Raw genomic sequence first — 25945 nt, forward strand, 5'->3', positions numbered from 1 at the left:
CACCCGCGGCACCCCGCACCCCCCGTCGGTCCCCGGCGGGGGGTGCGGCAGCATGGGGCACCCGTGCACCGTCCGAGGGAGGCCCCCATGCCGCCGGCACCGTCGTCCGAGATCCTTGCCGCCTTCGAGGCGGCGAAGGGATTCATGCCCGCCGACGAGGGCCTCGCGCTGTACGCGGCGGCCGTCGAGGCCGGGCGGCTCGGGCTGCCGCTGCTGGAGGTCGGCACCTACTGCGGCCGCTCGACGATCCTCCTCGCCGAGGCCGCCCGTGCCGCCGGGGTCACCGCGCTCACCGTGGACCACCACCGGGGCAGCGAGGAGCAGCAGCCCGGCTGGGAGTACCACGACCCGGAGACGGTCGACCCGGAGGTCGGCCTGATGGACACCCTGCCGACGTTCCGCCGCACCCTGCACCGGGCGGGTCTTGAGGACCACGTCGTCGCCCTCGTCGGCCGCTCCCCGCGGATCGCCGCGCTGTGGAACACCCCGCTCGGCCTGGTCTTCGTCGACGGCGGCCACACCGACGAGCACGCGGGCGCCGACTACGAGGGCTGGGCGCCGCACGTCGCCGAGGGCGGCCTCCTCGTCCTGCACGACGTGTTCCCGGTGGTGGAGGACGAGTTCACCGGGCAGGCCCCGTACCGGGTCTACCTCCGGGCGCTGGACTCGGGGGAGTTCACGGAGGTCTCGGCGACGGGCTCGCTGCGCGTCCTGCGGCGGACCGCCCGGGCGGAAGGGGCGGAGCAGGCCGGGCCGGCCGCGGCCGCGCACCCCGGTTCCCACGACGCCGCCGCCGCGCGCCGATAGGCTCGCCGTCGTGTCGTACCTCGGTCCAGAGTTCGAGCCCGTTCCGCAACGCCGCTCCCGGCGCGGCCCGTTCACCGTGGCGCTCGCCGCGCTGGTGCCGGCCGTGCTGGCGGGCTGGCTGGTCTACGAGGTGGTGGGCGACTCCGGCGGCTCCGGGCCCTCCGCGCAGGCGGCCGGCGCCTCGGGGCACTCCGCCGCCCCGTCCTCACCCCGGGCGAAGGGCGGTGCGGAGGGCGCGGGTTCCCCCTCCGCGAGCGGCCGCACGGACGGCAAGGACCCGGATTCCCTCAGGGGCAAGGTCGTCGTCATCGACCCCGGCCACAACCAGGGCAACTTCAAGCACCCCACCGAGATCAACCGCAGGGTGGACATCGGCACCAACAGCAAGGAGTGCGACACCACCGGCACCGCCACGAACGCCGGTTATCCCGAGGCGCGCTTCACCCTCGACGTCTCCCGCCGGCTGCGGACGCTGCTGGAGGAGCGGGGCGCCACCGTGAAGCTGACCCACGACGGCGACCGGCCCTGGGGGCCGTGTGTGACCGAGCGTGCCGAGATCGGCAACAAGGCGCACGCGGACGCCGCGCTCTCCATCCACGCCGACGGTTCGGCCGTGGGCAACCGCGGCTTCCACGTCATCCTGCCGGACGCGGTGCACTCGGGGACCGCGGACACCCGTGCGATCACCGGTCCCTCGCGCGACCTGGGCGTCGACATCAAGGACGGCTTCGCCCGCGCCACCGGCACGGCTCCCTCGAACTACATAGGCGGCGGTACCGGACTGGACGTACGGAAGGATCTCGGGGGTCTCAATCTGTCAACGGTTCCGAAGGTGTTCATCGAATGCGGCAACATGCGCGATAGCAAGGACGCGGCGTTGCTGACCAGCGCGGCCTGGCGGCAGAAGGCGGCGGAGGGAATGTCTGAGGGAATCGTGAGTTTCCTGCGCGGGTAGCGGCGGTCGCACGGCACCGGGCGGACACACATGTCAGACGGACGATAGTGTCCTCCTACGATGAGGGGCCACCCCCCGCGCTTCACACCGCGGCCGAGAGGCCCTGGGCGACACGGTGACAGCGACGCCTCCCACGATGCCGGTGACGAGACGACTGACGAAGGACCTGAAGTGAATATCCGCTCCCTCACTAGAGGCGACGGCGTGGTGATCGGAGCAGCGGTGTTGCTGTTCATCGCGTCGTTCCTCAACAACTACTCGATCGACGACGCCCCGGACAGCCTCGACATCCCCAGCGCCTGGGGCAACGGGCCGCTCCTGCTGAGCGTCTTCCTCGCCGGCATCATCGGCGCCGCGCTCATCGTCGTCGCCCGGGGGCTGCCGCAGATGCCGAAGGTGCTCGGCCTGGACCTCGGGCAGTTCGGCGTCGGGCTGACGGTGTTCGCCGCGTGGAGCGCGATCGGCAACATCTTCGACCCGGTGGGCGGTCTGGACAACTTCGAGGGGTCCAGGAGCAGCTTCGACGCCGGTGTCGGTCTGATCCTCGGTCTCATCGCCACCCTGGTGATGGCCGCCGCCGCGGTCGCCACCCCGCTGGTTCCGGCGCTGAAGGCCTCCCTGGTCGGCGCCCCGCGTCCGGCCGCCCCGCAGCCCTACGGCGCCCAGCCGCCGGCCGGTTACGGCTACCCGGGCGCCCAGCAGCCCTCCTTCGGCGGGCAGCCGCAGCCGGGGCAGCCGTACGGGCAGCAGCCCCCGGCGCCCCAGCCGGCGCAGGCCTCCCAGCCGCAGGCGCCGCAGCAGGGCGGGGACTTCTCCCCGTTCTGGTTCGCGGTTCCGGTGACGCGCCCGCTGTTCGCGGAGGACAACTCCGGCGGTCAGATCGCCGAACTCGCGCCGGGCACCTGGTACCTGGCGGTCGAGCAGCGCGGTGCCGCGCTGGTGGCGCAGACGCAGGACGGCCGGCGCGGTGTCCTGCAGGACACCAGCGGCATCCAGCGCGGCTGAGGCGGGCTCCCCCGCCCCACCACACGCACCACCCCCGCACCACCGCACGGCCCCTCGCCCTCCGGGCGGGGGGCCGTCGCCGTTCGCCCGCAACTGCCGGGCGCGCGTCAACGGCGAGCTTTCCGCAGGACGTTCAGCGCCCTGTCGAAGGCCGAGTCACTCCTCTCGGCGAACTCCTCCTCGGTGAAGACCGGCTCCTCGAGGTGCGGCGGGATGCCCGTGCCGTCGAAGGTCCTGCCCGACCGGGTCAGGAACTCCTCGTTCGGGAGCCAGGCCGACATGCCGTTGGGGAGCTCGCGCGACATGACGTCCGAGAAGACGCCCTGTGTGGGCTTCCCGATGCGCACCGTCCTGCCGGGCCGGTTCATGAGGGCCTGGGTGAAGGTCTCCCCGGCGCTGAAGGTCGAGCCGCCGGTCAGCACGGCGACCGGCCCGGTGTACCGGGGTCCCCGGGCGGGAGTGACGTACACGGGCCAGGGTCGGGTGTGCCGGGTGGGGTCGGCGGGATCGTTGCGGGCCCGCTTGGAGTAGGCGAGGTAGGAGGTGTCGGTGAGGCGCTCGGCGAGGTGGATCCCCAGGGCGTCGGAGCCGCCGCCGTTGATCCGCAGGTCGATGATCAGGCCCTTCGTGCGCGGGGTGCGCTCCCGGCCGAGGACCGTGTCCAGGGCCCTGTCGAGTTCGGCCGGCTGGGCGGCGTAGGGGGCGGGCTCGTCCGTGTACCCGCCGAAGCCGGAGATCCGCAGGTAGCCCTGCCCGCCGGGGAGGTCCGCGTAGGTGATCCGCCCGTGGGCGAAGTCCTGGACGCTCCGGGCGTGCGCGAGGTCGCGCGCCACGACGAACTTCTTGGCCTCGGCGTCCAGTTCCTCGGTGGGTACTACGGTGCCGGGGCGGACCCGCGCGAAGACGCGATCGCCGTCCTGGACGGCGACGTGGGCGTCGTGGAGCGGTTCGACCATCCCGCCGAGGACGGCGTAGAGCTCGTCCCTCGTCGTCCCGGCGTGAATCCGGGGGCGGTACCGCTCGCGTACGGCGTGCCAGTCGATGCCCTTGGCGGAGAAGAAGGGGTAGTTCTCCTCGAAGGACTGCCAGAAGACGTCGAAGGCGGCGAGCGAACCCGGGGGAGCCGGCCTCGTGCATGCCTCGGGCAGTGCCGGGATCCGGCGCAGTCCCCGGTCGCCGACGGAGCCGTCCGCCCGCAGGGACGCGTGGTCGCGGTTCCCCCGGATGCGCACGGTGAGGACAGTGCCGTCGGGCATGGTGTAGGTGCCGGGGCCGGTCCGCTGTGCGGAATCGCCCTCGAGACAGCTGACGGTGGTGGTCTGGTACTCCCGCAGGGTTCCGTCGCGGAGGGAGAGGACTGTGCCGTAGCCGTCCATACGCCAAATTCCGTCGGTGGTCGGCTGGTGGGCGGAGACGGCCGGCGCGGTCTGGCCGACGAGGGCCAGGGCGGCGGCGGTGGCCATGACGAAGCGCACGCATCCTGCCTTCTGTGTGGGCGACTTGCTCGGGACAGCTCCACGGTCACCGACATGGCGTTGCCCCGGCCATCCGGCTGCCCGGTTGATCCGGGGTGGGGCCGGCCCCCGCTGCCGGCGGCGCCCGGAGCCGATCACGTTCGGGGCACCGGCCGTCGCAGGCCGAGGCCGAGGCGTACGACCGGAACCCGTCCGCTTCACCTATGCGGCGGGGTGGGTGGACAGGAGCCGGGCGAGCCAGTCGGTGCGGGTCCGGCGGGCCGTGGCCGAGAGGTGTGCCTGCGGGTACAGGGCGTCGAATCCGTGGAAGCCGCCTGCCCAGACGTGGAGTTCGGCCTGGCCGCCGGCCGCCCAGATGCGGCTGGCGTAGTCGGTGTCCTCGTCGCGGAAGACTTCGGCGGAGCCGGTGTCGATGTAGGTGGTCGGCAGGCTCGCGAGGTCGTCGGCCAGGGCGGGTGAGACGTACGCGGACACCTCGTCGTCGGTGAGGTCGCCGAGGAGGCAGCGCCATCCGAATTCGTTCATCTCGCGGGTCCAGACGCCGGGCCCGTTCGCGTACTGGAGGCTGGAGGTGGTGGTGTTGCGGTGGTCGAGCATGGGGCCTATCAGGACTTGGGCGGCGATCTCCGGGGTGCCGTGGTCGCGGGCCAGCAGCGTGACGCCGGCGGCGAGGCCGCCGCCCGCGCTGGCGCCCGCCACGATGATCCGGGAGGGGTCGATGCCCAGTTCGGCGGCGTGCTCGGCGATCCAGAGCAGTCCTTGGTAGCAGTCGTCGACCGGGATGGTGCCGGTGGACTCGGGCGCGAGCCGGTAGTCGACGGAGACCACGACGGCGCCGAACTCGTCGAGCCACTCCAGCGGGATGTCGATCTGTGAGAAGCGGTCGCCCATGACCATCCCGCCGCCGTGCATCCAGTAGACGCAGGGTGCGGCAGCGGTGCGGTCGCTGTTCGCGGGGCTGAGGACGGACAAGGGGATGGGGGTGCCGTCCGGGCTCGCGGCGGTGACCTCGCGCCGGTCGACGGCCCGGCCTTCGAGGAGGGGTTCGACGGGCATCGAGGAGAAGGGGCGTACCCGCGCCAGCACTTCCGGGGTGAGCTGGGACATCAGCGGCATGTCGGCCAGCAGTTCACGCAGTTCGGGGTCGAGGGAGGGCCGTTCTGTGGTCATGGTCGTTGCCTCTCGTGGGTGGTGGTGACGGGGCGGGCGGACGAGACGGGGGCCGCCTCGGTGGGCACCGGGGCGGCGGAGGCCCGGGGGCGGGGTGTTGGGCGCGGGTCAGAGGGCGGACTTGCCGCGGACCGGAACGAAGTCCGTGTACTCGGACTCCTTGGCGAGCAGCGGGTCGATCCGCGCCACGATGGCCTGGGCGGCCCTGCCGGCGAAGACGCGGTGGTGGTCCTCCTCGCTGGTCCAGCCTTCGATGACGTGGACGACGTCGGGGTCGGACGCGGAACGGGAGACGAGGTACAGGAGGCAGTACTCGCTCGCGCCGGGGCTGCCCTCGTCCAGTCCGGTCAGCAGCAGGTCGACGAGCCGGTCCCCCATACCGGGCCTGGCGGTCAGGGTGGCTGCGAAGCCGTGGGCGGCAATCATGGATTTCTCCTCTTCCTCTTCGGTATTGGAGTGCGGTGGTTCCATTGAAGCGCGCTGACCCGCGGAAACGTTAGACCGATACTCGCTCGCACTTGCACAATCCTCGCGACTTCGGGAACCCGTGCGCGCAGTGGTGCTGCAATGGACGCATGTACCTCGAAGAACTCCGCACCCTGTTGGCCCGCCATGCGCGGCCCGACTGGACCACCGCCGTCGACGGCGTCCTCATCTCGAAGGTCGACCGCCCCGATCGGCCGGAGCCTTCGATGTCCGGCACGCTCCTGGCGGTCATCGCGCAGGGCGCCAAACGGCTCGCCCTGGGTGAGCGGGTGTTCGAGTACGGGCCCGGGCAGTACTTGGTCGCATCCGTCGATCTGCCTGTCACCGGGCAGTTCACCCAGGCCGGCCCCGGGGAGCCGGCGCTGGGGTTCGGTCTCGTCCTGGAACCGTCCGCCGTCGCCGAGTTGCTGCTCGAGGCCGGGCCCCGGCAAGCCCCCCGGAGCGGCGGGGGCGCACCGTCGGGGATCGCCGTCGCTGACGCTCCGGCCGCGCTGCTGGACGCGGTGGTCCGGCTGCTGCGCCTTCTCGACGAGCCCCGCGACCGGGCCGTACTGGCCCCACTGGTCAAGCGCGAGATCCTGTGGCGTCTGATCACCGGCGAGCAGGGTGCGACGGTGCGCCAGCTCGGCCTGGCCGACAGCAGCCTCAGCCACATCTCACGCGCCGTGCGCTGGATCCGCGAGCACTACGCGCAGCCCTTCCGGGTGGAGGACGTGGCGCGGCAGTCCGGCATGGGCGTCTCCGCCTTCTACCGCAACTTTCAGGCGGTGACCGCCATGAGCCCCATCCAGTTCCAGAAGCAGATCCGGCTCCAGGAGGCCCGACTGCTGCTCGCCACCCACCCCGGAGACGTCACCGGAGTCGGCCACCGCGTCGGCTACGACAACCCCTCGCAGTTCAGCCGGGAGTACCGCCGCCGGTTCGGCGTGCCCCCCAGCCAGGACGCCGCGCGCCTGCGCCGGGGCGTGCGTGCGCCGGGGGCTCTCCTGCCCTGAGCCGGGCGGCCTTCAGCTCCCGGTCCGCTTCTTCGCAACTGCCGGGAGCGCGCGGACGGTTGGGGGGGTGGCCGGGTTTCATACGGCGGGCGGCGGCAATCCGCAAGGTATGTCCCCTCGATATCACCGCAGTGCGAACGGGGCCGGGACGGTCGTCGCGGTCGTCGCCGATGTCATGGCCCTGATACTGGGTCTCTGGATCCTGATGTACCTGTTGGACGCGAATCCGGGCAACGCCCTGGTGCAGTTCGTCCATGACGTGGCCCGCTGGCTGGCCGGCTGGTCGCGTGACCTGTTCACCTTCGACGAGGCGTGGGCGCGGGTCGTGGCCGGATACGGCCTGGCCGCGGTCGTCTACCTGTTCATCGGGCACGCCATCGCCCGCCGCATGCAGCGGCACTGAACCCACCGGGCCCGGACGGCCGTCCGGGCCCGGTGCTCACACCGCGCAGCAGTCGGGGTCGAGCCCCGTCGGCAGGTGCGTGCCGGAGAACACCGTGCACGTCGCCTCGTGGCCGCCCAGCGCGGCGACCGCGAGGAGCAGCGAGCCGGCGGTCCAGGTCGTCAGTTCGCGGGGCCAGATCGTGGCGTCCTCGAACACGTACCCCGTCCAGTACAGGCCGGACTCGGCGTCCCGCAGGTGCTGGATGGACTTCAGGACGTCCAGGGCGCGGTCGGACTCGCCCATCGCCCACAGGGTGAGGGCGAGTTCGGCGGACTCCCCGCCCGTGACCCACGGGTTGGGGACGACGCAGCGCACGCCGAGGCCGGGCACGACGAAGCGGTCCCAGTCCTCCTCGATGCGGTCGGCGGCCTCCGTGCCGGTCAGCGCGCCGCCCAGCACCGGGTAGTACCAGTCCATCGAGTAGCGGGACTTGTCCAGGAACCGCTCCGGGTGCCGGCGGATCGCGTGGCGCAGCGCGCCCACCGCGAGCTCCCAGTCCGGCTGCGGCTCCTCGCGCTGTTCGGCGAGGGCCAGCGCGCAGCGCAGCGCCTGGTGGATGGAGGAGGAGCCGGTGAGCAGCGCGTCGGTGGTGCGGCCGCCGCTGTCCTCGCCCTTCCAGCCGATCTGGCCGCCGGGCTGCTGCAGCGCGAGCACGTACTCGACCGCCGCGAACACCATCGGCCACATGCGGTCCAGGAACGTGTCGTCGCCCGTGGAGAGGTAGTGGTGCCACACGCCGACTGCCGGATAGGCGACGAAGTTGGTCTCCCGGCCGCGGTCGGTGACCCGTGTGCAGTCGCCGTCGGCGTAGGCGGCGTACCAGGAGCCGTCGGGGTTCTGGTGGCGGGCGAGCCACTCGTAGGCGCGCGCGGCGGCCTCGTGCTCGCCCGCGGCGTCCAGCGCCATCGCGGCCTCGGTGTGGTCCCAGGGGTCGAGGTGGTGCCCGCGGAACCAGGGGATCGCGCCGTCCTCGCGCTGGACGGCGAGGATGCCGGCGACGGTCCCGGCGGCCTGCTCGGCGGTGAGGACCCCGGGCAGGACGAGGTGTTCTGTCCGGGGGGTGGTCACGAAGCGCCCGCCGGTTCGTTCGTGTCGAAGCCGGAGCCGGAGCCGGAGCCGGAGCCGGTGGCGGCCTCGGCCGGGAGGTGCGGCTTGGTCGCGTAGGCCACGAAGCTCTTGCCGATGAGCGGGTTGAGCGCGTTCTCGGCGAGCCGGGTGGCGAGCGGCTTCTTCATGATGTCCCACACCAGGAGCTTGTGGTACGCCCGCACCGGCAGCGCCTTGTCGTTGTCGACGCCGAAGGCGCACTTGAGCCACCAGTACGGCGAGTGCAGGGCGTGGGCGTGGTGGCTGCCGTAGGGGCGCAGTCCGGCCTCCCGCATCCTGGCGAGGAGTTCCCCGGCGCGGTAGATGCGGATGTGGCCGCCCTCGACCTCGTGGTAGGCGTCGGACAGCGCCCAGCACACCTTCTCCGGGCCGTAGCGCGGGACGGTGACGGCGATACGGCCGCCGGGCTTGAGCACCCGGACCATCTCGGCGAGGACGCCCTTGTCGTCGGGGATGTGTTCCATCACCTCGGAGATGATGACGACGTCGAAGGACTCGTCGGGGAAGGGCAGCGCCAGCGCGTCGCCCTCCATGGCCGTCGCGGTGGCGCCGGCCGGGGCCTCGCCCTCCTGTTCCATCGCCGCGAACCACTTGGCGACCTCGCGGATCTCCTCGCCGTTGCGGTCCAGCGCGACGACCCGGGCCCCGCGCCGGTAGCACTCGAACGCGTGCCGGCCGGCGCCGCAGCCGAGGTCCAGTACGCGGTCGCCCGGGGCGAGCGGGAACCGGGAGAAGTCGACGGTCAGCACGTGGCCCTGCTTTCGCGGTCGGGGTCGTCGTCGGATGCGGGAACGGTCGCGGGCACCGAGAGCGCCGCGGGCGCCGGGCGGACGGCGACCGGGCGGGCCGCGGGCCGGGCGCCGTGCGCGGCGCGGGCCATCGCCTCGCGGTAGTGGGCCACCGTGCCCTCGGCCGCGCGGGCCCAGGTGAAGTGCCGCAGCACGCGGTCGCGGCCGGCCGCGCCGAGCCTGGCCCGCAGGCTCGCGTCACCGAGGAGGCGGGCCAGCGCGGTGGCGAGGGCGCCGGCGTCGCCGGGCGGTACGGCCAGGCAGGTCTCGCCGTCGGGTCCGGCGACCTCGGGGATCGCCCCTCCGGTGGTGGCCACCAGTGGGGTGCCCGCGGCCATGGCCTCCGCGGCGGGCAGCGAGAACCCCTCGTAGAGCGAGGGCACGCAGGCCACCTCGGCCGAGCGCACCAGGTCGACGAGTTCGGCGTCGGAGATGCCCTTGACGAACTCGACGGCACCCTCGACGCCGTACCGTTCCATCGCCTGCGCCACCGGTCCTTCGGCGGGCCGCTTGCCGACGACGACGAGGTGGGCGCCGGGGTGTTCGGTGCGGACCTTCGCCAGCGCCTCGACGAGGAAGACCAGTCCCTTGAGCGGCACGTCCGCGCTGGAGGTGGTGACGATCCGGCCGGGCACCTCGGCGACGGAGGCGTCGGGGGCGAACAGGTCGGTGTCGGCGCCGATGTGCACGACGTGCACCCGCTCCCGCCGCACGCCGAGGTGGTCGACGATCTCCTGCTGGGAGGAGCCGGAGACGGTCAGTACGGACGGCAGCCGGCGCGCGACCCTCTTCTGCATGCGGGTGAAGCCGTACCAGCGCCGCACCGAGGCCCGGCGCTGCCATCCCTCGGCGGCGTCCAGCTCCAACTGCCGGTCGACGGTGATGGGGTGGTGGATGGTGGTGACCAGCGGGGCGCCGACATCGCCCAGGAGGCCGTAGCCGAGCGTCTGGTTGTCGTGCACGACGTCGAAGTCGCCCCGGCGGGCGCGCAGATGGCGGCGGGCGCGCAGGGAGAAGGTGAGCGGTTCGGGGAAGCCCCCGGTCCACATCGTGCCGACCTCGAGCGCGTCGATCCAGTCCCGGTACTCCCCGCGCTTCGGGGTGCGGAAGGGGTCGGGCTGGCGGTAGAGGTCGAGGCTCGGCAGTTCGGTGAGCGTCGGCCCCCCGCCGCCCTCGACGGGGTCGAGCACGGGGTAGGGCTGGGCGCCGATGACCTCCACGCGGTGGCCCAGGCGGGCGAGTTCGCGCGAGAGGTGGCGGACGTAGACGCCCTGGCCCCCGCAGAACGGGTTGCCCTTGTAGGTGAGGAGCGCGATCCTGAGCGGTCGCCCGGCGTCGGCGGCGGAACCCGGACGGGAACCCGCCTGACTGGCCTCAGCGGTCACTCCGGGCCCCTTCCTGCCTGCTGATCCCGCGACCCTATGCCGGGACGACAATCCGGAACAAGTGCGGGCTTGATCGTTCAACAGCCTCCGAATCTACCGGCAGGTAGCCCCGCTGTGAGCGGTGGAGCAGGTGATTCGCGCCACGGCGGACCGGTGCCGCCGGGCCCCCGCCGAGGGCTCGTCACGGCCCCGTTCGAACGGGCCGGTACAGTGGCCGGGTCGTCATCACGCCCGTACGGGGGAAAGCCGGTGCGAATCCGGCGCTGACCCGCAGCCGTGTACCGGTCCTCCTGGGCCGGTGAGCCGGATTGCCCCGCACCCGCCGTGACCGGCTCAGGTGCGTCGGCCGCTCGCCGTCGCGCGACACCGTCGAGGTCTACGGAGTCGAGCCGCCCGGGAGGCCCCGTCCGCCCCGTGCTGCCCGTCTCCCCACAGGGAGAGGCACCCGCCGATCATGATTGTCCGCCGCTGTGCCGCGGTGCTCGCCGCCGCCGTGATCGGTGCCGGCGCCGCGCCCGCCGTCGCCGCCTCCCCCTCCCCTTCCCCCTCGAAGGCCCTGCCCGCCGGGCTGTTCGGCACCACCGACCCCACCTACGACGGGGTCTGGCGGCAGTCCCTCGCCCTGCTCGCGCAGCACACGGTCGGCGTGGAACCCGCCGCGAAGGCGGTGGACTGGCTGACCGGGCAGCAGTGCGCGAACGGCGCCTTCGCCGCGTTCCGCGCCGAACCGGCGAAGTCCTGCGACGCCAGGACGCAGGTGGACACCAACAGCACCGCCGCCGCCGTGCAGGCGCTCGCCGCCCTCGGCGGGCACCGGGCCGAGGTCGGCAAGGCGGTGGACTGGCTGAAGGACAACCGGAACAAGGACGGCGGCTGGGGCTACTCCCCCGGCGGCGCGAGCGACGCCAACTCGACCTCCGTCGTGATCGGAGCGCTGACCGCGGCAGGCGAGAAGGACCTCGGCCCCTCCTACGACGCCCTGCTCACCTTCTCCCTGCCCTGCGACGGCGAGGGCGCCGGCGCCTTCGCCTTCCAGCCGGACAAGAAGGGGAAGCTCACGGCCAACGCGGACGCGACCGCCGCCGGTGTCCTCGGCGCGCTCGGCCAGGGCCTGGCCGCCGAGGCCGGCCGCAAGAAGTTCAACTCCTGCTCCGACGGCGGCGAACCCACCCCCTCGCGGGCCGCCGCCCACGGCGCCTCCTACCTCGCGGGCGCGATGGCGAAGGACGGCCACCTCGTCTCCGCCCTGCCCGGCTCCACCGACCAGCCGGACTACGGCAACACCGCCGACGCCGTCGTCGCGCTCGCCGCGCAGGGCGGCGCCGCACGGGCCGCGAAGCCGCTGGCCTGGCTGAAGGAGAACTCCGCCGCCTGGGCGAAGCAGAACGGCCCCGGCGCCTACGCCCAGCTCGTCTTCGCCGCCCACGCCACCGGCACCGACCCGCGCCACTTCGGCGGCCAGGACCTCGTCTCCCTCCTCAACGCCACCGGCCCCGCCCCGCAGAAGGCGAACACCGAGAACACCCAGAACACAGGGAAGGCCGACAAGGACGAGAAGAAGGACGAGGGCGGCTTCGGCCTCTACTGGTTCATCGGGGTCTGCCTCGTCGCGGGCATCGGCGCGGGCTTCCTGCTCAGCGGCCGCCGCAAGGCGGGGCAGCGGTCGTGAACCGCCGCCGTCGCGCCGCCGTCCTGCTGCTGTCGGCCTTCCTGCTGCTCACGGCCACCGGGCAGGCCCACGCCGCCGGTTACCGCTACTGGTCCTTCTGGGAGCGCGAGGGCGGCGACTGGACGTACGCCACCCAGGGCCCCTCCCTCGCCCGCCCTTCCGACGGCGACGTGCAGGGCTTCCGCTTCGCGGTGAGCGAGGACTCCGCCCACGCCGTCCGGCCGCGCGGCCGGGCCGACTTCGCGGACATCTGCGCGGACACGCCCGCGCGGAAGGGCACCAAGCGGGTCGCCCTCGTCCTCGACTTCGGCACGGCGGCCGACGCGCCCTCCGGCGAGCGGCCCCCGGACCGGCGCACGGCCTGCGCCCGGGTGGCACCGGACGCGACGGCCTCGGAGGCACTGGCCTCGGTGGCCAAGCCCCTGCGGTACGACAGCAACGCCCTGCTGTGCGCGATCTCCGGCTACCCGGAGAAGGGCTGCGGGGAGCAGATCGCGGCGGGGGGAGAGCGGTCCGCGAAGGGGGCCGGCACCTCCTCCGCCGCCCGTGACGAGGGGGACGGCGACGGGGGCGGCCCCTCGGTGGGGCTGCTGGCCGGCGGCGCACTGGTCCTCGTGCTGGCCGCGGCGGGGGTCTGGCAGGCCAGGCGCCGTGCCCGGTGAACCCGCCGCACGCGGGGCGGAGGGCGGCCTGCATCCCGGCGCGTGGTGGCTGTGGGCGCTCTGTCTGGGCACCGCCGCCACCCGCACCACCAACCCCCTCCTCCTCGGCCTCCTCCTGACGGTCACCGGGTACGTCGTCGCCAGCCACCGCACCTCCTCCCCCTGGTCCCGGTCCTACGCCGTCTTCCTGCGGCTCGGCCTGGCCGTGCTGGTGCTGCGGCTGGCGTTCGCCGTCGTCCTCGGCTCGCCCATCCCCGGCACCCACACCCTTCTCACGCTTCCCGAGGTGCCGCTGCCGCACTGGGCGCAGGGCATCCGGCTGGGCGGCCGGGTGACCGCCGAGGGCGTGCTGTTCGCGCTGTACGACGGGCTGAGGCTGGCCGCGCTCCTGGTGTGCGTCGGTGCCGCCAACGCCCTCGCCAACCCGGCCCGCCTGCTGAAGTCGCTGCCCGGCGCGCTGTACGAGGCCGGGGTCGCGGTCGTCGTGGCGCTCACCTTCGCGCCGCACCTCATCGCGGACGCCCGGCGGCTGCGTGCGGCCCGGCGGCTGCGCGGCCGTCCGGACCAGGGACTGCGCGGGCTGCTGCAGGTCGCGCTGCCGGTCCTGGAGGGCGCCCTGGAGCGTTCGGTGGCGCTGGCCGCCGCGATGGACGCGCGCGGCTACGGCCGCACCGCCGACGTGCCCGCCCCGGTGCGCCGGACGACCGCCGCGCTCACCCTCGGCGGTCTGCTCGGCGTGTGCGCGGGCACGTACGGGCTGCTCACCGCGGAGGGCGGCACCTACGGCCTGCCGGTGCTGCTCGCCGGGGCGGCCGCCGCGCTGGCCGGGTTGTGGCTGGGCGGCAGGCGCTCCCCGCGCACCCGCTACCGCCCCGACACCTGGGGTCCGCGCGCCCTGCTGGTCGCCGGTTCCGGTGCCGCCGTCGCCGTGGCCATGACGCTCGCCGCCTCCGCCGACCCGGCCGCGCTGCACCCCGGTGTGGTCCCGCTCGTCGCGCCCGCGCTCCCGCTGTGGCCGGCGGCGGCCGTCCTCCTCGGCCTGCTGCCGGCCTTCCTCGTACCCGCCGGGTCCGCGGGGCCCGCCGCGCACCCCCTGGACACCGCCAAGGAGCAGCCCTCGTGATCCGCTTCGAGAACGTCTCCGTGACGTACGACGGCGCCGCCGAACCCGCCGTCCGGGGAGTGGACCTCGAGGTCCCCGAGGGCGAACTCGTCCTGTTGGTGGGCCCGTCCGGCGTGGGCAAGTCGACCGTGCTCGGCGCGGTGAGCGGGCTCGTGCCGCACTTCACCGGCGGCACCCTGCGCGGCCGGGTCACGGTCGCCGGGCGCGACACCCGCACCCACAAGCCTCGTGAACTCGCCGACGTCGTCGGCACGGTGGGCCAGGATCCGCTCGCGCACTTCGTCACCGACACCGTCGAGGACGAACTCGCCTACGGCATGGAGTCGCTGGGACTCGCCCCCGAGGTGATGCGACGGCGCGTCGAGGAGACCCTCGACCTGCTCGGTCTCGCCGCGCTGCGGGACCGCCCGATCGCGACGCTGTCCGGCGGGCAGCGGCAGCGGGTCGCGATCGGCTCCGTCCTCACCCCGCACCCGAAGGTGCTGGTCCTGGACGAGCCGACCTCCGCGCTCGACCCGGCCGCCGCCGAGGAGGTTCTCGCCGTCCTCCAGCGGCTGGTGCACGACCTCGGCACGACGGTGCTGCTGGCCGAGCACCGTCTGGAGCGGGTGGTGCAGTACGCCGACCGGGTCGCGCTGCTGCCGTCCCCGGGGGCCGCGCCGGTGCTCGGCACCCCGGCGGAGGTGATGGCGCTGTCCCCGGTGTTCCCGCCGGTGGTGGACTTGGGCAGGCTGGCGGGCTGGTCCCCGCTGCCGCTCACCGTGCGCGACGCGCGGCGCCGGGCCGGAGAGTTGCGCGAGCGGCTCGCCGGGCGGGAACCCGCGCCCGGCGGGCCCCCGCACGCCCCCGTCGAGGCTCCCGCTCCCCGGCCGCGGGTGCCCGTGCGCCGCTTCCTGCGCCGGCGCGGTCCCGCCGTCGCGGAGGCGGGTGGGCCCGCCGCCGAGGTCCGTGGCCTCGGCGTCCGCCGGGACCGGGTGCGGGCGCTGCACGGCGTCGACCTGACCGTCGCGGCCGGCGAGACGATCGCCCTGATGGGCCGCAACGGTGCCGGGAAGTCCACCCTCCTCGGCACGCTCGTGGGGCTCGTCGAGCCGTCCGCGGGCGAGGTGCGGGTCGGCGGGGCGGTCCCGCGCCGCACCCCGCCCCGCGAGCTGGTCCGCCGGGTCGGCCTGGTGCCGCAGGAACCGCGCGACCTGCTGTACGCGGACACGGTCGCCGCCGAGTGCGCCGCCGCCGACCACGACGCCGCCGCCCCGGCCGGCACCTGCCGGGCCCTGGTCTCCGAGCTGCTGCCCGGGGTCACCGACGCCACCCACCCCCGCGACCTCTCCGAGGGGCAGCGGCTCGCGCTCGCGCTCGCCGTGGTGCTGACCGCCCGCCCGCCGCTGCTCCTGCTCGACGAGCCGACCCGGGGCCTGGACTACGCGGCCAAGGCCCGGCTGGTCGCCCTGCTGCGCTCGCTGGCTGCCGAGGGGCACGCGATCGTGCTGGCCACGCACGACGTGGAGCTCGCCGCCGAGCTGGCCCACCGGGTGGTGCTGCTCGCCGAGGGCGAGGTGATCGCCGACGGCGCCACGGCCGAGGTCGTGGTCTCCTCGCCGTCCTTCGCCCCCCAGGTCACCAAGATCCTCGCCCCGCGGCCGTGGCTCACGGTCGCCCAGGTCCGGGAGGCCCTGCGATGAGCGCGGACCCGCGTGCCGGGGGCCGCGCCCGCCGCCCCCGCGCCGTCCGGCTCGGCCCCCGCTCCGTCGCCGCGCTGGTGCTGGTCGGCGCGGTGGGCGTGGCCGCCTTCGGCTGGCCCTTCCTCGCGCCGCCCGAGTCGCAGATCAGCGCCCACGCGCAGGACGCCCCCTGGTTGTTCGCGGGGCTGCTGGTGCTGCTGGTCGCGGTGGTGTCGGCGACGATCTCGGAGTCGGGGCTCGGGCCGAAGGCGGTGGCGATGCTCGGCGTGCTGGCGGCCACCGGCGCCGCGCTGCGCCCGGTCGGCGCGGGCACCGCCGGGATCGAGCCCATGTTCTTCCTGCTGGTGCTGAGCGGCCGGGTTCTCGGCCCCGGCTTCGGCTTCGTCCTCGGCTCGGTCACGATGTTCGCCTCCGCGCTGCTCACCGGCGGGGTCGGCCCCTGGATGCCCTTCCAGATGCTGGCGATGGGCTGGTTCACGATGGGCGCGGGACTGCTGCCGGGGGCGGCGCGGGTTCCCGCGGCGCGCCTCCCTGGGGCCGCCGGGAGACTGCGCGAGCTGGGCGAACCGCTGCTGCTCGCGGTGTACGGCTTCCTCGCGGCCTTCGCCTACGGCACGATCATGAACTTGGCCGGCTGGCCCTTCATGGGCGGTCTCGCCTCGGGCATCGCCTTCAACCCGCACGCGGCGGTCCCGGCCAACCTGGCCCGGTTCCTCGCGTACTGCGTGGCCACCTCGCTCGGCTGGGACCTGGGCCGGGCCGTGGTCACCGCCCTCCTCACCCTCACCCTCGGCCCGGCGGTGCTGCGCGCGCTGCGCCGGGCCACCCGGCGGGCCGCCTTCGAGACGCCCGTCACGTTCGAGGGCCCCGGATCGGTGCCGGAGGGTGGTGCGGCGGACGCCCGGCGTCACGACGAGACGGTTGAGCGGTGAAGCACCCCACATGACCCACGTCACCTACGACCCTGCCTCGTAGCCATCAGGACGTGGCATGGGCACGACATTACAGGCGCTGACCTGCGGTTTGAGAGCCAGGTCACACGACGACCTCTCCACCGGAATGCGACCACCACTAGTAAAAGGGGTGTTTGCGGACGAGTCGCCCGGCCTGTTTCTCTGGAGCAGTCGTCAGGCACCGCCGGGCCCCACCGGCCCCGGCACCCGGCACACACCTGCGCTCCACATCCCACGTGGTGCACCCGTGCCGCCGACGGCCCCACGTCCCCGAAGAAAAGGTTCCTTGTGTCCGTCACCCTGCTCCGCCGCATCGCCTCCCCGAAGAAGGCCCTCACCGGTGTCGCCCTGGCCGCCGCCACCGCCGGCATGGCGATGACCGCCGCCCCGGCCCACGCCGCGACCGGCTCCAGCGCGCAGACGATCGCCCACCAGATGATCCCGGACGCCGCCCAGTACGCCGCGTTCAGCAACATCGTCTCGCACGAGAGCGGCTGGAACGTGACCGCGACCAACGCCTCCTCCGGCGCGTACGGCCTGGTCCAGGCGCTGCCCGGCTCGAAGATGGCGTCCGCCGGTCCCGACTGGAAGACCAACCCGGCCACCCAGATCAAGTGGGGTCTGGACTACATGAACTCCCGCTACGGCAGCCCGGTCGGCGCCTGGAACTTCTGGCAGACCCACCACTGGTACTGACAGGCGGTTCGACGCCCCCGCCGCACCGCGGCACCGGCGTCACCACAGTCCGAAGGCGGCGGCCCCATGATCCCCGGGGCCGCCGCCTTCGCCATGCCCGCGCGCCTCCCGCGTCCCCTCCCCCGCGTCCCCCACGTCCCCCGCTCCCGCCGCTCCCGTCCCCGCGCCCCGGCCGCAGTGCCCCGGTCGCGCGTACACGGTGATCCGGGCACCCCACACCTCGGTGCGCGCGCAGACCCTGAACCGCGCCCCGAGCACCTCGCGCTTGACCGCCTCCACCGGGTAGGGGTCGAGCGGTTCGCCGGGCGGGTCGCCGAGCGCGAGGACCCGGTCGACGGCGTCCAGTCGGCGGCGGACGGTGCCGGCGGGCAGTTCGGTGCCCTGGAGGGTGTGCGAGGCGCGCGGCCCCTGGTCGAGCGCCAGGTCGTCCAGCCGCCGGTGCACCGAGGGCGCCCAGAGCAGCCACTCCCGGCGCCTGCCCGGCAGGAACAGCACGGCGTCGCCGGGACGGGCGGTGCGCTCGACGGCCCGGGCGACCGCGACCACGTCGTCCTTGCGGCTCTCCGGCGCCCGTACGTGCAGCGACCAGGGCACCAGCACGGCCAGGACGACCGCCGCACCCCCCAGCCACCGCGCGGCCGCCCACCCGACGGGTCCCGTCCCCCGCCGGGCGCGGGCCAGCGCCCGGTCGAGGGCCGCCCCGGCGGGCAGCGCCAGCCCGGCCAGCCCGTGCAGCACGTACCGGTCGACGTAGTACGGCCGCACCAGGGAGACCAGGAGCAGGACACCCCCGGGCACGAGGAGCGGCGGCAGTGCCCACGCGCCGAGCACGGAAGGGGGGTACCCCGGCCCGCGTGTCCACCGGACGAGCAGGGCCCCCGCACCGCCCACCAGCCAGAACCCGAGCCACACCTCGGGTCCCGGCCGGCCGAGCCAGCCCAGTTGCTCCGCCGACTGCCCGAGGCTGAGCAGCACCAGCGGCGACACGGCGAGCACCACCGTGCCGGCGGTGAGCCCCCACCGCAGGGCCACCCACCGGGGGACGCGCAGCCACCGCAGGGTGACGGCGTGGGCGAGCAGGACCAGGACGGCGAACTCGTGCAGCCAGCAGGCCAGGGCCAGGACGGCGCCGTAGGCGCACCACCGACGGGCGGCGGCCGGCCGGTCCAGGGCGCGCAGCAGGAAGTGGCCGGACCAGATGACGGCGGCGCAGACCAGGGCGTAGGAGCGGCCCTCCTGCGCGTACTGCTGGACGGCGGGCAGGAGGGCGAACACCGCCCCGGCGAGCGTGCCCGCGCGCCCGCCGGCGAGCCGCGCCCCCGTCGCGCCGACGCCGGCGGCGGCCAGTGCCGCCCCGGCCACGGAGGGCAGCCGGAGGGCCGTGAGGCCGCCGTCCCAGAGCGCGAAGACGGCGTGCAGGAGCAGGTAGTACAGGCCGTGCACGGCGTCGATGCGGCCGAGCAGTTCCCCGAGTGCGCCGAGCGGGCGGTGGGCGACCTCGTAGGTGACCGCCTCGTCGCGCCACATGCTGTGCCGGCGGTCGAGCCCCCACAGTCCGAGCGCCGTCGCGAGCAGGGCCGGCGCGAGGAGCGGTACGAGGGCCGTGCCACGGCGGGGCGCGCGGGCGGGGGCCGGGGCGGGCGCCTGGACCGGCGGGCGCGCGAGGAGGAGGGCACGGGGCCGCGCGAGGTCGGGGTGCGTGGTGATGGTCTCCTCCTGGGCTGCCTCGGGGCGCACGGCCGCTGCTCAGGAGAACGGCAGGTGCGCCCCGCGGCTTGACCGCGCCCGGGCGGTGCGGCCCCGGTCACGGGGCCAGGAGGGGAACCAAAGCGCAGGTCGGAGGGGGTGCGGGCGGCCGGGCGCGGGCCCAGGCGCCCGCGCCGCCGCGTCAACCCCGTGCGGACTCGGGTTCCGGCGCCCGCGGGGGCGAGGGCCGCCCGGCGGCGACGGCGGCCGCCCGCGCGGTGCGGGCGCGCGGCCCCTGGAGCACGTAGGACAGGCCGAGTCCCGCCACGACGACGGCCGCCCCGCCCACCGCGTCCAGCACCCAGTGGTTGCCGGTCCCGATGATCGCGGAGACGGTGAACAGCGGGTGCAGCAGGCCGAGCGCCTTCATCCACCACCGGGGCGCGAGGACCGCGATGACGAGGCCGCACCACAGGGCCCAGCCGAAGTGCAGGGAGGGCATCGCCGCGTACTGGTTGGTGAGGTGGGTGAGCGTGCCGTAGTCCGGCTTGGCGAAGTCCTGTGCGCCGTGCACGGTGTCGATGATGCCGAGGCCCGGCATCAGCCGCGGCGGGGCCAGCGGGTAGAGCCAGAAGCCGACGAGGGCGAGCAGTGTGGCGAAGCCGAGGGAGGTGCGGGCCCAGCGGTAGTCGACCGGGCGGCGCCAGTAGAGGACCCCGAGGACGGCGAGCGGCACCACGAAGTGGAAGGACTCGTAGTAGTAGTCGAAGAAGTGCCGCAGCCAGTCCACCTTGACCACGGCGTGGTTGGCCCAGTGCTCGATGTCGAGGTGCAGGAACCGCTCGGCGGAGAGGATCTGCTCGCCGTGGTGCTCGGCGGTGGCCCGCCCGGCGGAGTTGGAGCCGCCGGTCGCGGCGAGCCGGACCTGGGAGTAGCCGGCGTAGGTGACGCGGATCAGGAGGAGTTCGAGCAGCAGGTTGGGCCGGGTGAGGACCCGGCCGGGGAGCCGCAGCAGCGGCACGTGCCGGAAGCGGGCCGGGACGGGGTCCGCGTACTCGGTGGGCACCGGGTGCGCGTAGTGGGGTGAGGAGCGCGGCAGGAAGGGGACGACGGTGGCGGCGGCGAGCGCGGCGAGCAGCACGAGGTTGTCGCGCAGCGGCAGGAGGGCCGCGATGCTGGGCAGCATCGCCTTCGCGGGCAGCGACATCACCAGGACGACGGCGACGGGCCACATGTACCGGTCGGAGGCGCGCCGCCCGACCCGGCCGACGGCCGCGAGCAGCACCCACAGGAGCTGGTGCTGCCAGGCGGTGGGGGACACGACGACCGCGACGCATCCGGTGACGGCGATCGCGAGCAGGAACTGCCCGTCGCGGGCGTACCGCACGGCGCGGCGCAGTCCGAGGACGGCGACGGCGGCGCCGAGCGCCAGGTAGAGGGCGATCTCCGGCGGGCCGCTCAGGCCGAGGCGGAGCAGAGCGCCGTGCAGGGACTGGTTGGCGATGCCGTCGGCGGCGCCGCCCAGGCCGGCGCCGGCCATGTGGTGCACCCAGTAGGTGGCCGAGTCGTGCGGCATCGCCGCCCAGGCGAGGGCCGTGCACGCGGCGAAGGCGCCGCCGGTCCAGGCGGCGGCGCGGCGGCGGCCGGTCCACCACAGCAGCGGGACGAAGAGCAGCACGGTGGGCTGGAGGGCGGCGGCGAGGCCGATGAGCGCGCCGGCGGCCCGCTGGTCGCGCACGGTGAGGCAGCCGAGCAGGACGAGCAGCACCGGGATGATGCTGGTCTGCCCGAGGTGCAGGGTGTTGCGCACCGGCAGCGAGAGCATGAGCAGGCTGATCGCCACGGGAGCGGCGAGCAGCGAGGTGCGGCGGGACACGGGGCCGGGCAGGGCCCGGGCGGCGCTCACGCCGAGGGCGACGAGGAGCAGCAGGGTGCCGAAGGTCCAGCCCCAGCCGAGCGCCTGTTCGGCGGCGCGGGTGAGCGGTTTGAGGACGAGTCCGGCGAACGGGGTGCCCGTGAACCGCGTGGAGTCGTAGAGGGAGCCGGTGACGTGCAGGACGCCGTCCGGTCCGACCCAGGTCTCCAGGGCGGTCAGCCGGTCCGCCTCGGGGGTGCCGAGGACGGCGAGGACCTGTCGCAGGGCGAGCAGGGCGGCGAGGCCCCACAGCGCGACGCGGGCGATTCTCATTCCGGCTCTGGCCGACTCCTCCGGGTCGCCGAACGCCTCTCCCGCCCGCCCGCCGTGTTCCACGTTCGCCACGCCTCGTCGGCCTCCCGCCCGGTCATCCATGGGTCCGCTCCGCATCACGTTCATGCCCTGCTCTGTACTGAGATGCGGAGAACCCCCTCTTTACCTGACAACCGCTCGCCTTTTGTCCGGATGACGATAGTCCGTGAGGCTCCCTCCGGCCCTCCGGGGCGCGAGAAGGCTCACACCGGGGAACCGGGCGGACGGGTCGAAGCGTCACGGAATCCCCTGGCCGGACGGCATATAGGTGCACTTTGCACCTATTCTGTCACGCCACGTGACCGCGCCCTCACCTCGTACGGTCGATTTTCGGCCTGCTCGACGGAGCGCGGGTCACGTCCCTGTTCCCGTCGAAAGGCAGGCGAGCGGAATCTTGACCGCGATCGCTCCCCCCGTCGTTCCCCGCACCCGTCCGACTCCCCACGACGTCACCGTCACGGACCCGGCGCTCGTCAGGCGCGCGGTCAAGGCCGCCGCCCTGGGCAACGCGATGGAGTGGTTCGACTTCGGCGTCTACAGCTACATCGCGGTGACCCTCGGCAAGGTCTTCTTCCCCGGCGGCAGCGCCACCGCGCAGCTGCTGTCCACCTTCGGCGCCTTCGCGGCGGCGTTCCTGGTCCGCCCGCTGGGCGGCATGGTCTTCGGTCCGCTCGGCGACCGCGTCGGCCGCCAGAAGATCCTCGCCGTCACGATGATCATGATGGCCGCGGGCACCTTCGCCATCGGCCTGATCCCCTCCTACGCCACCCTCGGCGTGGGCGCCCCGCTGCTCCTGCTGGCCGCCCGCCTCGTGCAGGGCTTCTCCACCGGCGGCGAGTACGCGGGCGCCTCCACCTTCATCGCCGAGTACGCGCCCGACCGGCGGCGCGGCTTCTTCGGGAGCTGGCTGGAGTTCGGCACGCTCGCCGGGTACATCGGCGGCGCGGGCCTGGTCACCGTGCTCACCGCGCTCCTCTCCGAGCAGGACCTGCTCTCCTGGGGCTGGCGCGTGCCCTTCCTGATCGCCGGCCCGATGGGCCTGATCGGCCTCTACCTGCGGCTGCGCCTGGAGGAGACCCCGGCGTTCGCGGCGGAGGTCACCAAGGCCGAGCGGAACCGCCCGCGGGTGCCGCTGCGCGAGATGGTCACCGGGCAGTGGCGGACGCTGCTGCTGTGCATGGGCCTGGTGCTGGTCTTCAACGTCACCGACTACATGCTGCTGTCGTACATGCCGAGCTATCTGACCAGCGAGCTGAAGTACGACGAGACGCACGGTCTGCTGGTCGTGCTCGGCGTGATGGCGCTCATGATGATCGTCCAGCCCTTCGCCGGCGCCCTGAGCGACCGCGTCGGCCGCCGCCCCGTCATCGCGGCCGGCTGCGCGGGCTTCCTGTTCCTGTCCGTCCCCGCGCTGCTCCTGATCCGTGAGGGCAGCCTGTTCGCCATCGCGCTCGGCATGGGCGCGCTGGGCCTGCTCCTGGTCTGCTTCACGGCGGCGATGCCGGCGGCGCTGCCCGCGCTGTTCCCGACCCGGGTGCGGTACGGCTCGCTGTCCATCGGGTTCAACGTCTCGGTGTCCCTGTTCGGCGGGACGACCCCGCTGGTGGTGACCGCGCTGATCGGCGCCACCGGCAACGTGATGATGCCCGCCTACTACATGATGGCGGCGGCGGTCGTGGGCGGGGCGGCCGTCTGGTTCATGCGGGAGTCGGCGGGCAGGCCGCTGCCGGGTTCACGCCCCTCGCTGGAACCGCACGAGCTGGGCTGACCCGGCTCCGAAGGGGCGGGCGGGGGGAGCCGCGCGGCACGCCCCGGCACTCCCCCGCGTCCTCCCCGACGGCTCACCGGACCTCGTGGAAGAACCCCACGTTCACGCTCCGCGGGGCGGTCCGGTCCAGCACCACCAGTTCCCCCGAGCCACCGGTCGGCAGCACCGCCGTCCCGCCGTAGGGCAGCGGCTGGGACTGGCCCCCGGCCAGCGTCAGCAGCACCTGGGAGGACGGATCGGGCTGCGAGCCGCGCAGCCAGGTCACCCGCCACGCCCCGTCCTCCCCGTAGAGGAACTCCAGGTGCACACGGGAGATGAACAGCCAGTCGTCGGGCGTCACGAGCCGGCACACGGTCCGGTCGCGCCCCACGCGCAGCACGGATTCGGGACGGCTGGGCGCATCGGCCATGAGCATGCCGGCCGTCGCCCCGGCGTCCGCCCCGGAGACCAGGGCCATGGTGAGTTCGAGCACGTGGTGCGCTCCTTCTGGAGGCGACGGTCGTCGCGTCGGGCACGGAACCGGCACGGGAACCGGGCCCCCGCACCGCCGCCGCATGATAGATCGCGCCATGGTCCGGCTGGGCGGTCTCCCGCACAATGGGCGATATGACTGAGCGCAAACCTCCCGGTATGGGCTTCGAGTCCTTTGTCGAACGGCAGATCCGCGCGGCCGAGGCGCGTGGGGAGTTCGACGACCTGCCCGGCGCGGGCCGGCCCTCCCGCGCGGTCGCCGACACCGCCTACGACGAGATGTGGTGGATCCGGCAGAAGCTCGCCCGGGAGGGCGTGTCCGTGCTGCCGCCGACGCTCGCCCTGCGCAAGGAGGCCGAGGACACCCTGGCGGCGGCGTACGCGGCGCCGACGGAGGCGGTCGTGCGGCGGCTGATCGACGGGGTCAACGTGAGGATCCGCGAGGTCATGTTCAAGCCGCCGCTGGGGCTGAAGCCCTACGACACGGACGCGGTCGTCGCCGAGTGGCGGGCCCGCCGCACGGGTTGAGGACGGCGGGGACCACGCACGGGGCGCGCACGGCGGCGGCCCGGGAGCGCGAGGGCGTCCCGGGCCGCGGAGCACGACCGCCGGTCGTGCTCAGACGTGCAGCAGGCGTTCCGCGAACTCGCGGTAGTCCCGCAGGGCGACGCGGAGCCGCTCGGTGTCGGAGTCGTTGCCGTCACCGGACTGCCAGGCGGCGCGCAGGTCCCGGCGGCGCCGGTTGAGCGCGTCGGCGACCAGGTCGGCCACCTCCTCCAGGACGTGGTCGGCCTCCTCGACGGCGGCCCGGGGCGCGTCGACGAAGCCGCCGACGGCGTGGTGCAGTTGGGCCGAGAACTTCTCGGTGGCCTCGTGCGCCAGCAACGGGCTCCGGGCGCCGTGGGGTCGGCCGCCCTGCTCGTGCGCCGCGTGGTGGGCGCCTGCGCCCCCGGTGAGCGCCTCGTCGCTCGCGCTCCCCGCGCGCCCCCCGATCAGCGAGGAACCGGAGACGGGGCCGTGCGCGGCACCGGGCGTTCCGGTACCGGGACCCGGGGTGCCCGTGCCGGCGGATTCCGTGCCGGTGGCTCCCGGGCCGGCGGAAGCGGGTCCCGCGGTGCCCGCACCCGCGCCACCCGTCTCACGACCGACGCCCGCCTCGCGACCGGCACCCGTCTCACGACCGACGCCCGCCTCCCGACCGAAGGCGGCCGAACCGCCGGGCGCACCGGTGCCGGTACCGGTACCGGTGCTCTCCCCCGCGCCCACCGGCGTGCCCGCACCGGTCGCCGTGCGCGTACCGGCCTCCGTGACCCGGCCCGTACCGGCGCCCGCACCGGTGCCGACGCCCTCGCCCGCGCCCGTCGGCGTGCCGGCGTGCGCACCCGCGCCCGTGCGGCCGACCGTGCCCTCACCGGTCGCCGTGCCCGTGGCCTCGGTCCTGTGCATCGGCGCCGCGGCCGGACCGGCGTCCGGGTCGCCCGCCGCCTCGTGGGCGGCGCGTGCCTCGCGTGCCTCGCGCACGTCGCGGTCCTCGTTGGACGGTGTCACCTCTGCCATCACCCCTCAACTCCCCTTCACATGACGTCGGCCGAGCGCCCAGGCGGGCTGCGTGCCACGCGCCTCGCCGGCGGCGCCGGTCCGCTCCGGTTCGGTACGCGCCGTCCCGTGGCCGTCCTCACCCGTCAACTGCTCGAAGAGGCCACGCGCCTCGACCATGGCCGCGCGCAGTTCCTCCGTGTCGGGACGGCTCTCCGGCGTGCCGTCCGCCGGGGTCCGCGCGGCCTCGTGCAGACGGCGGTAGCCGTGCACGTGGTGCGCGTGGTGGACGGAGAGCGCGTCGATACGGTCCTCGTGGCGGCCCTCGGGGAAGCCGCGCTCGGTGGACAGTTCGGCGATCAGCCGGTCCGCCTCGGCGACCGCCTCGCGCGGCGAGTCGACGAACCGCTCCTGGGCGGCGGCCCAGCGGGCCTCGTAGCCCGCGCGGGCCTCGGGCGCGAGCGGACGCCTCGTCAGCGACCCGTGACGCTCGACGCGTTGGGCCAGCTCGGCCTCGGCCGCCTTGGTGTCCCCGTGGTGACGGGCCACGGTCCGCTCGTACTCGGGGCCGAAGCGCCGCTTCAGCCCGGGACCGCCCTGCGCGCCGCGGGCCCGCAGCAGGAACACGACCGCGGCAAGGACCACGGCCGCCACGATCACGATTGCGATGATCACGCCTGTGGACATGAATGCCTTCCGGTAGACCCGAGGGCCCCGGAACCGGCCGGCTCCGGCGAAACCCTTACTCCCACCGGGTTGCCCGCAACCCCGCCCGCAAACGGCGCACGCTCACGGAGAGGCACGGACGGGGGCATCCCGTACACGCGAACGCCGGTGCCACGCCGAGGGGTTGA

24 protein-coding genes are annotated in these 25945 nt (G+C 74.3%); 13 read left to right on the forward strand and 11 right to left on the reverse strand.

Translation table 11 applies throughout. The features are described 5' to 3' along the window. The first annotated feature begins 87 nt into the window (after window positions 1-87). The 3 genes from OHB09_RS09365 to OHB09_RS09375 all read left to right on the forward strand — a co-directional run bounded on the left by OHB09_RS09365 (window position 88) and on the right by OHB09_RS09375 (window position 2767). Window positions 88-807: a class I SAM-dependent methyltransferase gene (locus OHB09_RS09365; RefSeq protein WP_006137681.1), complete on the forward strand. Its 720-nt coding sequence runs from the start codon at window positions 88-90 to the stop codon at window positions 805-807. Window positions 808-817: 10 nt separating this feature from the next. Beyond that, entirely contained in the window at window positions 818-1762 is a 945-nt protein-coding gene (locus tag OHB09_RS09370) for an N-acetylmuramoyl-L-alanine amidase (protein ID WP_328921829.1), read from the forward strand. Between the two features lie 171 nt (window positions 1763-1933). Then, window positions 1934-2767 carry a membrane protein gene (locus tag OHB09_RS09375; RefSeq protein WP_040893540.1) on the forward strand — a complete coding sequence of 278 codons (834 nt, stop codon included), beginning with the start codon at window positions 1934-1936 and terminating at the stop codon, window positions 2765-2767. Between the two features lie 107 nt (window positions 2768-2874). Here OHB09_RS09375 and OHB09_RS09380 read toward each other — a convergent pair whose 3' ends face one another. The 3 genes from OHB09_RS09380 to OHB09_RS09390 form a co-directional block, all read right to left on the reverse strand. Next, the gene (locus OHB09_RS09380) at window positions 2875-4242 is read right to left on the reverse strand and encodes a S41 family peptidase (RefSeq protein WP_328921830.1); all 1368 of its coding nucleotides are present in this window, start codon (window positions 4240-4242) and stop codon (window positions 2875-2877) included. Window positions 4243-4443: 201 nt separating this feature from the next. Next, entirely contained in the window at window positions 4444-5412 is a 969-nt protein-coding gene (locus OHB09_RS09385; protein ID WP_328921831.1) for an alpha/beta hydrolase, read from the reverse strand. Window positions 5413-5520: 108 nt separating this feature from the next. Further along, complete coding sequence (locus tag OHB09_RS09390; RefSeq protein WP_328921832.1) at window positions 5521-5838, reverse strand: putative quinol monooxygenase; 318 nt, start codon at window positions 5836-5838, stop codon at window positions 5521-5523. 149 nt (window positions 5839-5987) lie between these two features. On the opposite strand from OHB09_RS09390, the gene OHB09_RS09395 reads away from it, so the two are divergent. Both OHB09_RS09395 and OHB09_RS09400 read left to right on the forward strand, forming a co-directional pair. Further along, window positions 5988-6893, forward strand: coding sequence for an AraC family transcriptional regulator (locus OHB09_RS09395; protein ID WP_167794803.1), 906 nt, complete (start codon window positions 5988-5990; stop codon window positions 6891-6893). 109 nt (window positions 6894-7002) lie between these two features. After that, the gene (locus OHB09_RS09400) at window positions 7003-7296 is read left to right on the forward strand and encodes a hypothetical protein (RefSeq protein ID WP_006137678.1); all 294 of its coding nucleotides are present in this window, start codon (window positions 7003-7005) and stop codon (window positions 7294-7296) included. Window positions 7297-7332: 36 nt separating this feature from the next. On the opposite strand, the gene OHB09_RS09405 is transcribed toward OHB09_RS09400, so the two are convergent. Genes OHB09_RS09405 through OHB09_RS09415 form a run of 3 tightly spaced genes read right to left on the reverse strand, consistent with a single transcriptional unit; the run spans window position 7333 to window position 10618 of the window. Further along, window positions 7333-8406, reverse strand: coding sequence for a prenyltransferase/squalene oxidase repeat-containing protein (locus tag OHB09_RS09405; RefSeq protein WP_191852962.1), 1074 nt, complete (start codon window positions 8404-8406; stop codon window positions 7333-7335). Further along, the gene (locus tag OHB09_RS09410; RefSeq protein ID WP_191852963.1) at window positions 8403-9194 is read right to left on the reverse strand and encodes a class I SAM-dependent methyltransferase; all 792 of its coding nucleotides are present in this window, start codon (window positions 9192-9194) and stop codon (window positions 8403-8405) included. The genes OHB09_RS09405 and OHB09_RS09410 overlap by 4 nt, the downstream gene beginning before the upstream one ends. Then, window positions 9188-10618 carry a glycosyltransferase family 4 protein gene (locus OHB09_RS09415; RefSeq protein WP_191889987.1) on the reverse strand — a complete coding sequence of 477 codons (1431 nt, stop codon included), beginning with the start codon at window positions 10616-10618 and terminating at the stop codon, window positions 9188-9190. The genes OHB09_RS09410 and OHB09_RS09415 overlap by 7 nt, the downstream gene beginning before the upstream one ends. Before the next feature lie 454 nt (window positions 10619-11072). On the opposite strand from OHB09_RS09415, the gene OHB09_RS09420 reads away from it, so the two are divergent. The 6 genes from OHB09_RS09420 (at window position 11073) to OHB09_RS09445 (ending at window position 17403) form a co-directional block, all read left to right on the forward strand. Beyond that, the gene (locus OHB09_RS09420; RefSeq protein ID WP_328921833.1) at window positions 11073-12287 is read left to right on the forward strand and encodes a prenyltransferase/squalene oxidase repeat-containing protein; all 1215 of its coding nucleotides are present in this window, start codon (window positions 11073-11075) and stop codon (window positions 12285-12287) included. Beyond that, on the forward strand, window positions 12284-12949 hold the full coding sequence (locus OHB09_RS09425) for an SCO2322 family protein (protein ID WP_191852966.1): 666 nt from the start codon (window positions 12284-12286) through the stop codon (window positions 12947-12949). Before OHB09_RS09420 ends, OHB09_RS09425 begins: the two co-directional genes overlap by 4 nt. Then, on the forward strand, window positions 12939-14072 hold the full coding sequence (locus tag OHB09_RS09430; protein ID WP_328921834.1) for an energy-coupling factor transporter transmembrane component T: 1134 nt from the start codon (window positions 12939-12941) through the stop codon (window positions 14070-14072). Before OHB09_RS09425 ends, OHB09_RS09430 begins: the two co-directional genes overlap by 11 nt. After that, window positions 14069-15754, forward strand: coding sequence for an ABC transporter ATP-binding protein (locus tag OHB09_RS09435; RefSeq protein WP_191889986.1), 1686 nt, complete (start codon window positions 14069-14071; stop codon window positions 15752-15754). The genes OHB09_RS09430 and OHB09_RS09435 overlap by 4 nt, the downstream gene beginning before the upstream one ends. Beyond that, window positions 15751-16686: an ECF transporter S component gene (locus OHB09_RS09440; protein ID WP_319117814.1), complete on the forward strand. Its 936-nt coding sequence runs from the start codon at window positions 15751-15753 to the stop codon at window positions 16684-16686. The genes OHB09_RS09435 and OHB09_RS09440 overlap by 4 nt, the downstream gene beginning before the upstream one ends. A 309-nt stretch (window positions 16687-16995) precedes the next feature. Further along, on the forward strand, window positions 16996-17403 hold the full coding sequence (locus OHB09_RS09445; protein WP_006137668.1) for an aggregation-promoting factor C-terminal-like domain-containing protein: 408 nt from the start codon (window positions 16996-16998) through the stop codon (window positions 17401-17403). Between the two features lie 39 nt (window positions 17404-17442). Here the strand turns inward: OHB09_RS09445 and OHB09_RS09450 are convergent, their stop codons facing one another. Together OHB09_RS09450 and OHB09_RS09455 are read right to left on the reverse strand one after the other, a co-directional pair. Beyond that, window positions 17443-19140, reverse strand: a complete 1698-nt coding sequence (locus tag OHB09_RS09450; RefSeq protein WP_328921835.1) for a glycosyltransferase family 39 protein — start codon at window positions 19138-19140, stop codon at window positions 17443-17445. A 151-nt stretch (window positions 19141-19291) separates the two neighbouring features. After that, window positions 19292-21349 carry a bifunctional glycosyltransferase 87/phosphatase PAP2 family protein gene (locus OHB09_RS09455; RefSeq protein ID WP_040893535.1) on the reverse strand — a complete coding sequence of 686 codons (2058 nt, stop codon included), beginning with the start codon at window positions 21347-21349 and terminating at the stop codon, window positions 19292-19294. A gap of 358 nt (window positions 21350-21707) precedes the next feature. On the opposite strand from OHB09_RS09455, the gene proP reads away from it, so the two are divergent. Continuing rightward, on the forward strand, window positions 21708-23084 hold the full coding sequence (gene proP, locus OHB09_RS09460; RefSeq protein ID WP_371788972.1) for a glycine betaine/L-proline transporter ProP: 1377 nt from the start codon (window positions 21708-21710) through the stop codon (window positions 23082-23084). Between the two features lie 73 nt (window positions 23085-23157). Here proP and OHB09_RS09465 read toward each other — a convergent pair whose 3' ends face one another. Next, entirely contained in the window at window positions 23158-23556 is a 399-nt protein-coding gene (locus OHB09_RS09465; protein WP_167794009.1) for an FHA domain-containing protein, read from the reverse strand. Between the two features lie 134 nt (window positions 23557-23690). Between OHB09_RS09465 and OHB09_RS09470 the strand changes: the two genes are divergently transcribed. Beyond that, complete coding sequence (locus OHB09_RS09470; RefSeq protein WP_234528811.1) at window positions 23691-24083, forward strand: DnaJ family domain-containing protein; 393 nt, start codon at window positions 23691-23693, stop codon at window positions 24081-24083. 90 nt (window positions 24084-24173) lie between these two features. On the opposite strand, the gene OHB09_RS09475 is transcribed toward OHB09_RS09470, so the two are convergent. Continuing rightward, a complete protein-coding gene (locus OHB09_RS09475) occupies window positions 24174-25112 on the reverse strand; it encodes a hypothetical protein (protein ID WP_328921836.1) in 939 nt (312 codons plus the stop codon). A 6-nt stretch (window positions 25113-25118) separates the two neighbouring features. Continuing rightward, window positions 25119-25778, reverse strand: coding sequence for a hypothetical protein (locus tag OHB09_RS09480; RefSeq protein ID WP_167794011.1), 660 nt, complete (start codon window positions 25776-25778; stop codon window positions 25119-25121). Window positions 25779-25945 lie beyond the last annotated feature (167 nt).

Origin of the sequence: Streptomyces griseoaurantiacus (assembly GCF_036189845.1) — a bacterium.
Taxonomy (GTDB): domain Bacteria; phylum Actinomycetota; class Actinomycetes; order Streptomycetales; family Streptomycetaceae; genus Streptomyces; species Streptomyces griseoaurantiacus.

Excerpts from the sequence above, each read along its gene's own strand:
- OHB09_RS09390 (WP_328921832.1), bottom strand. The coding sequence starts at position 5,838 with ATGATTGCCGCCCACGGCTTCGCAGCCACCCTGACCGCCAGGCCCGGT.
- OHB09_RS09385 (WP_328921831.1), bottom strand. The coding sequence starts at position 5,412 with ATGACCACAGAACGGCCCTCCCTCGACCCCGAACTGCGTGAACTGCTG.
- OHB09_RS09440 (WP_319117814.1), top strand. The coding sequence starts at position 15,751 with ATGAGCGCGGACCCGCGTGCCGGGGGCCGCGCCCGCCGCCCCCGCGCC.
- OHB09_RS09480 (WP_167794011.1), bottom strand. The coding sequence starts at position 25,778 with ATGTCCACAGGCGTGATCATCGCAATCGTGATCGTGGCGGCCGTGGTC.
- OHB09_RS09395 (WP_167794803.1), top strand. The coding sequence starts at position 5,988 with ATGTACCTCGAAGAACTCCGCACCCTGTTGGCCCGCCATGCGCGGCCC.
- OHB09_RS09420 (WP_328921833.1), top strand. The coding sequence starts at position 11,073 with ATGATTGTCCGCCGCTGTGCCGCGGTGCTCGCCGCCGCCGTGATCGGT.
- OHB09_RS09400 (WP_006137678.1), top strand. The coding sequence starts at position 7,003 with ATGTCCCCTCGATATCACCGCAGTGCGAACGGGGCCGGGACGGTCGTC.
- OHB09_RS09365 (WP_006137681.1), top strand. The coding sequence starts at position 88 with ATGCCGCCGGCACCGTCGTCCGAGATCCTTGCCGCCTTCGAGGCGGCG.
- OHB09_RS09470 (WP_234528811.1), top strand. The coding sequence starts at position 23,691 with ATGACTGAGCGCAAACCTCCCGGTATGGGCTTCGAGTCCTTTGTCGAA.
- OHB09_RS09475 (WP_328921836.1), bottom strand. The coding sequence starts at position 25,112 with ATGGCAGAGGTGACACCGTCCAACGAGGACCGCGACGTGCGCGAGGCA.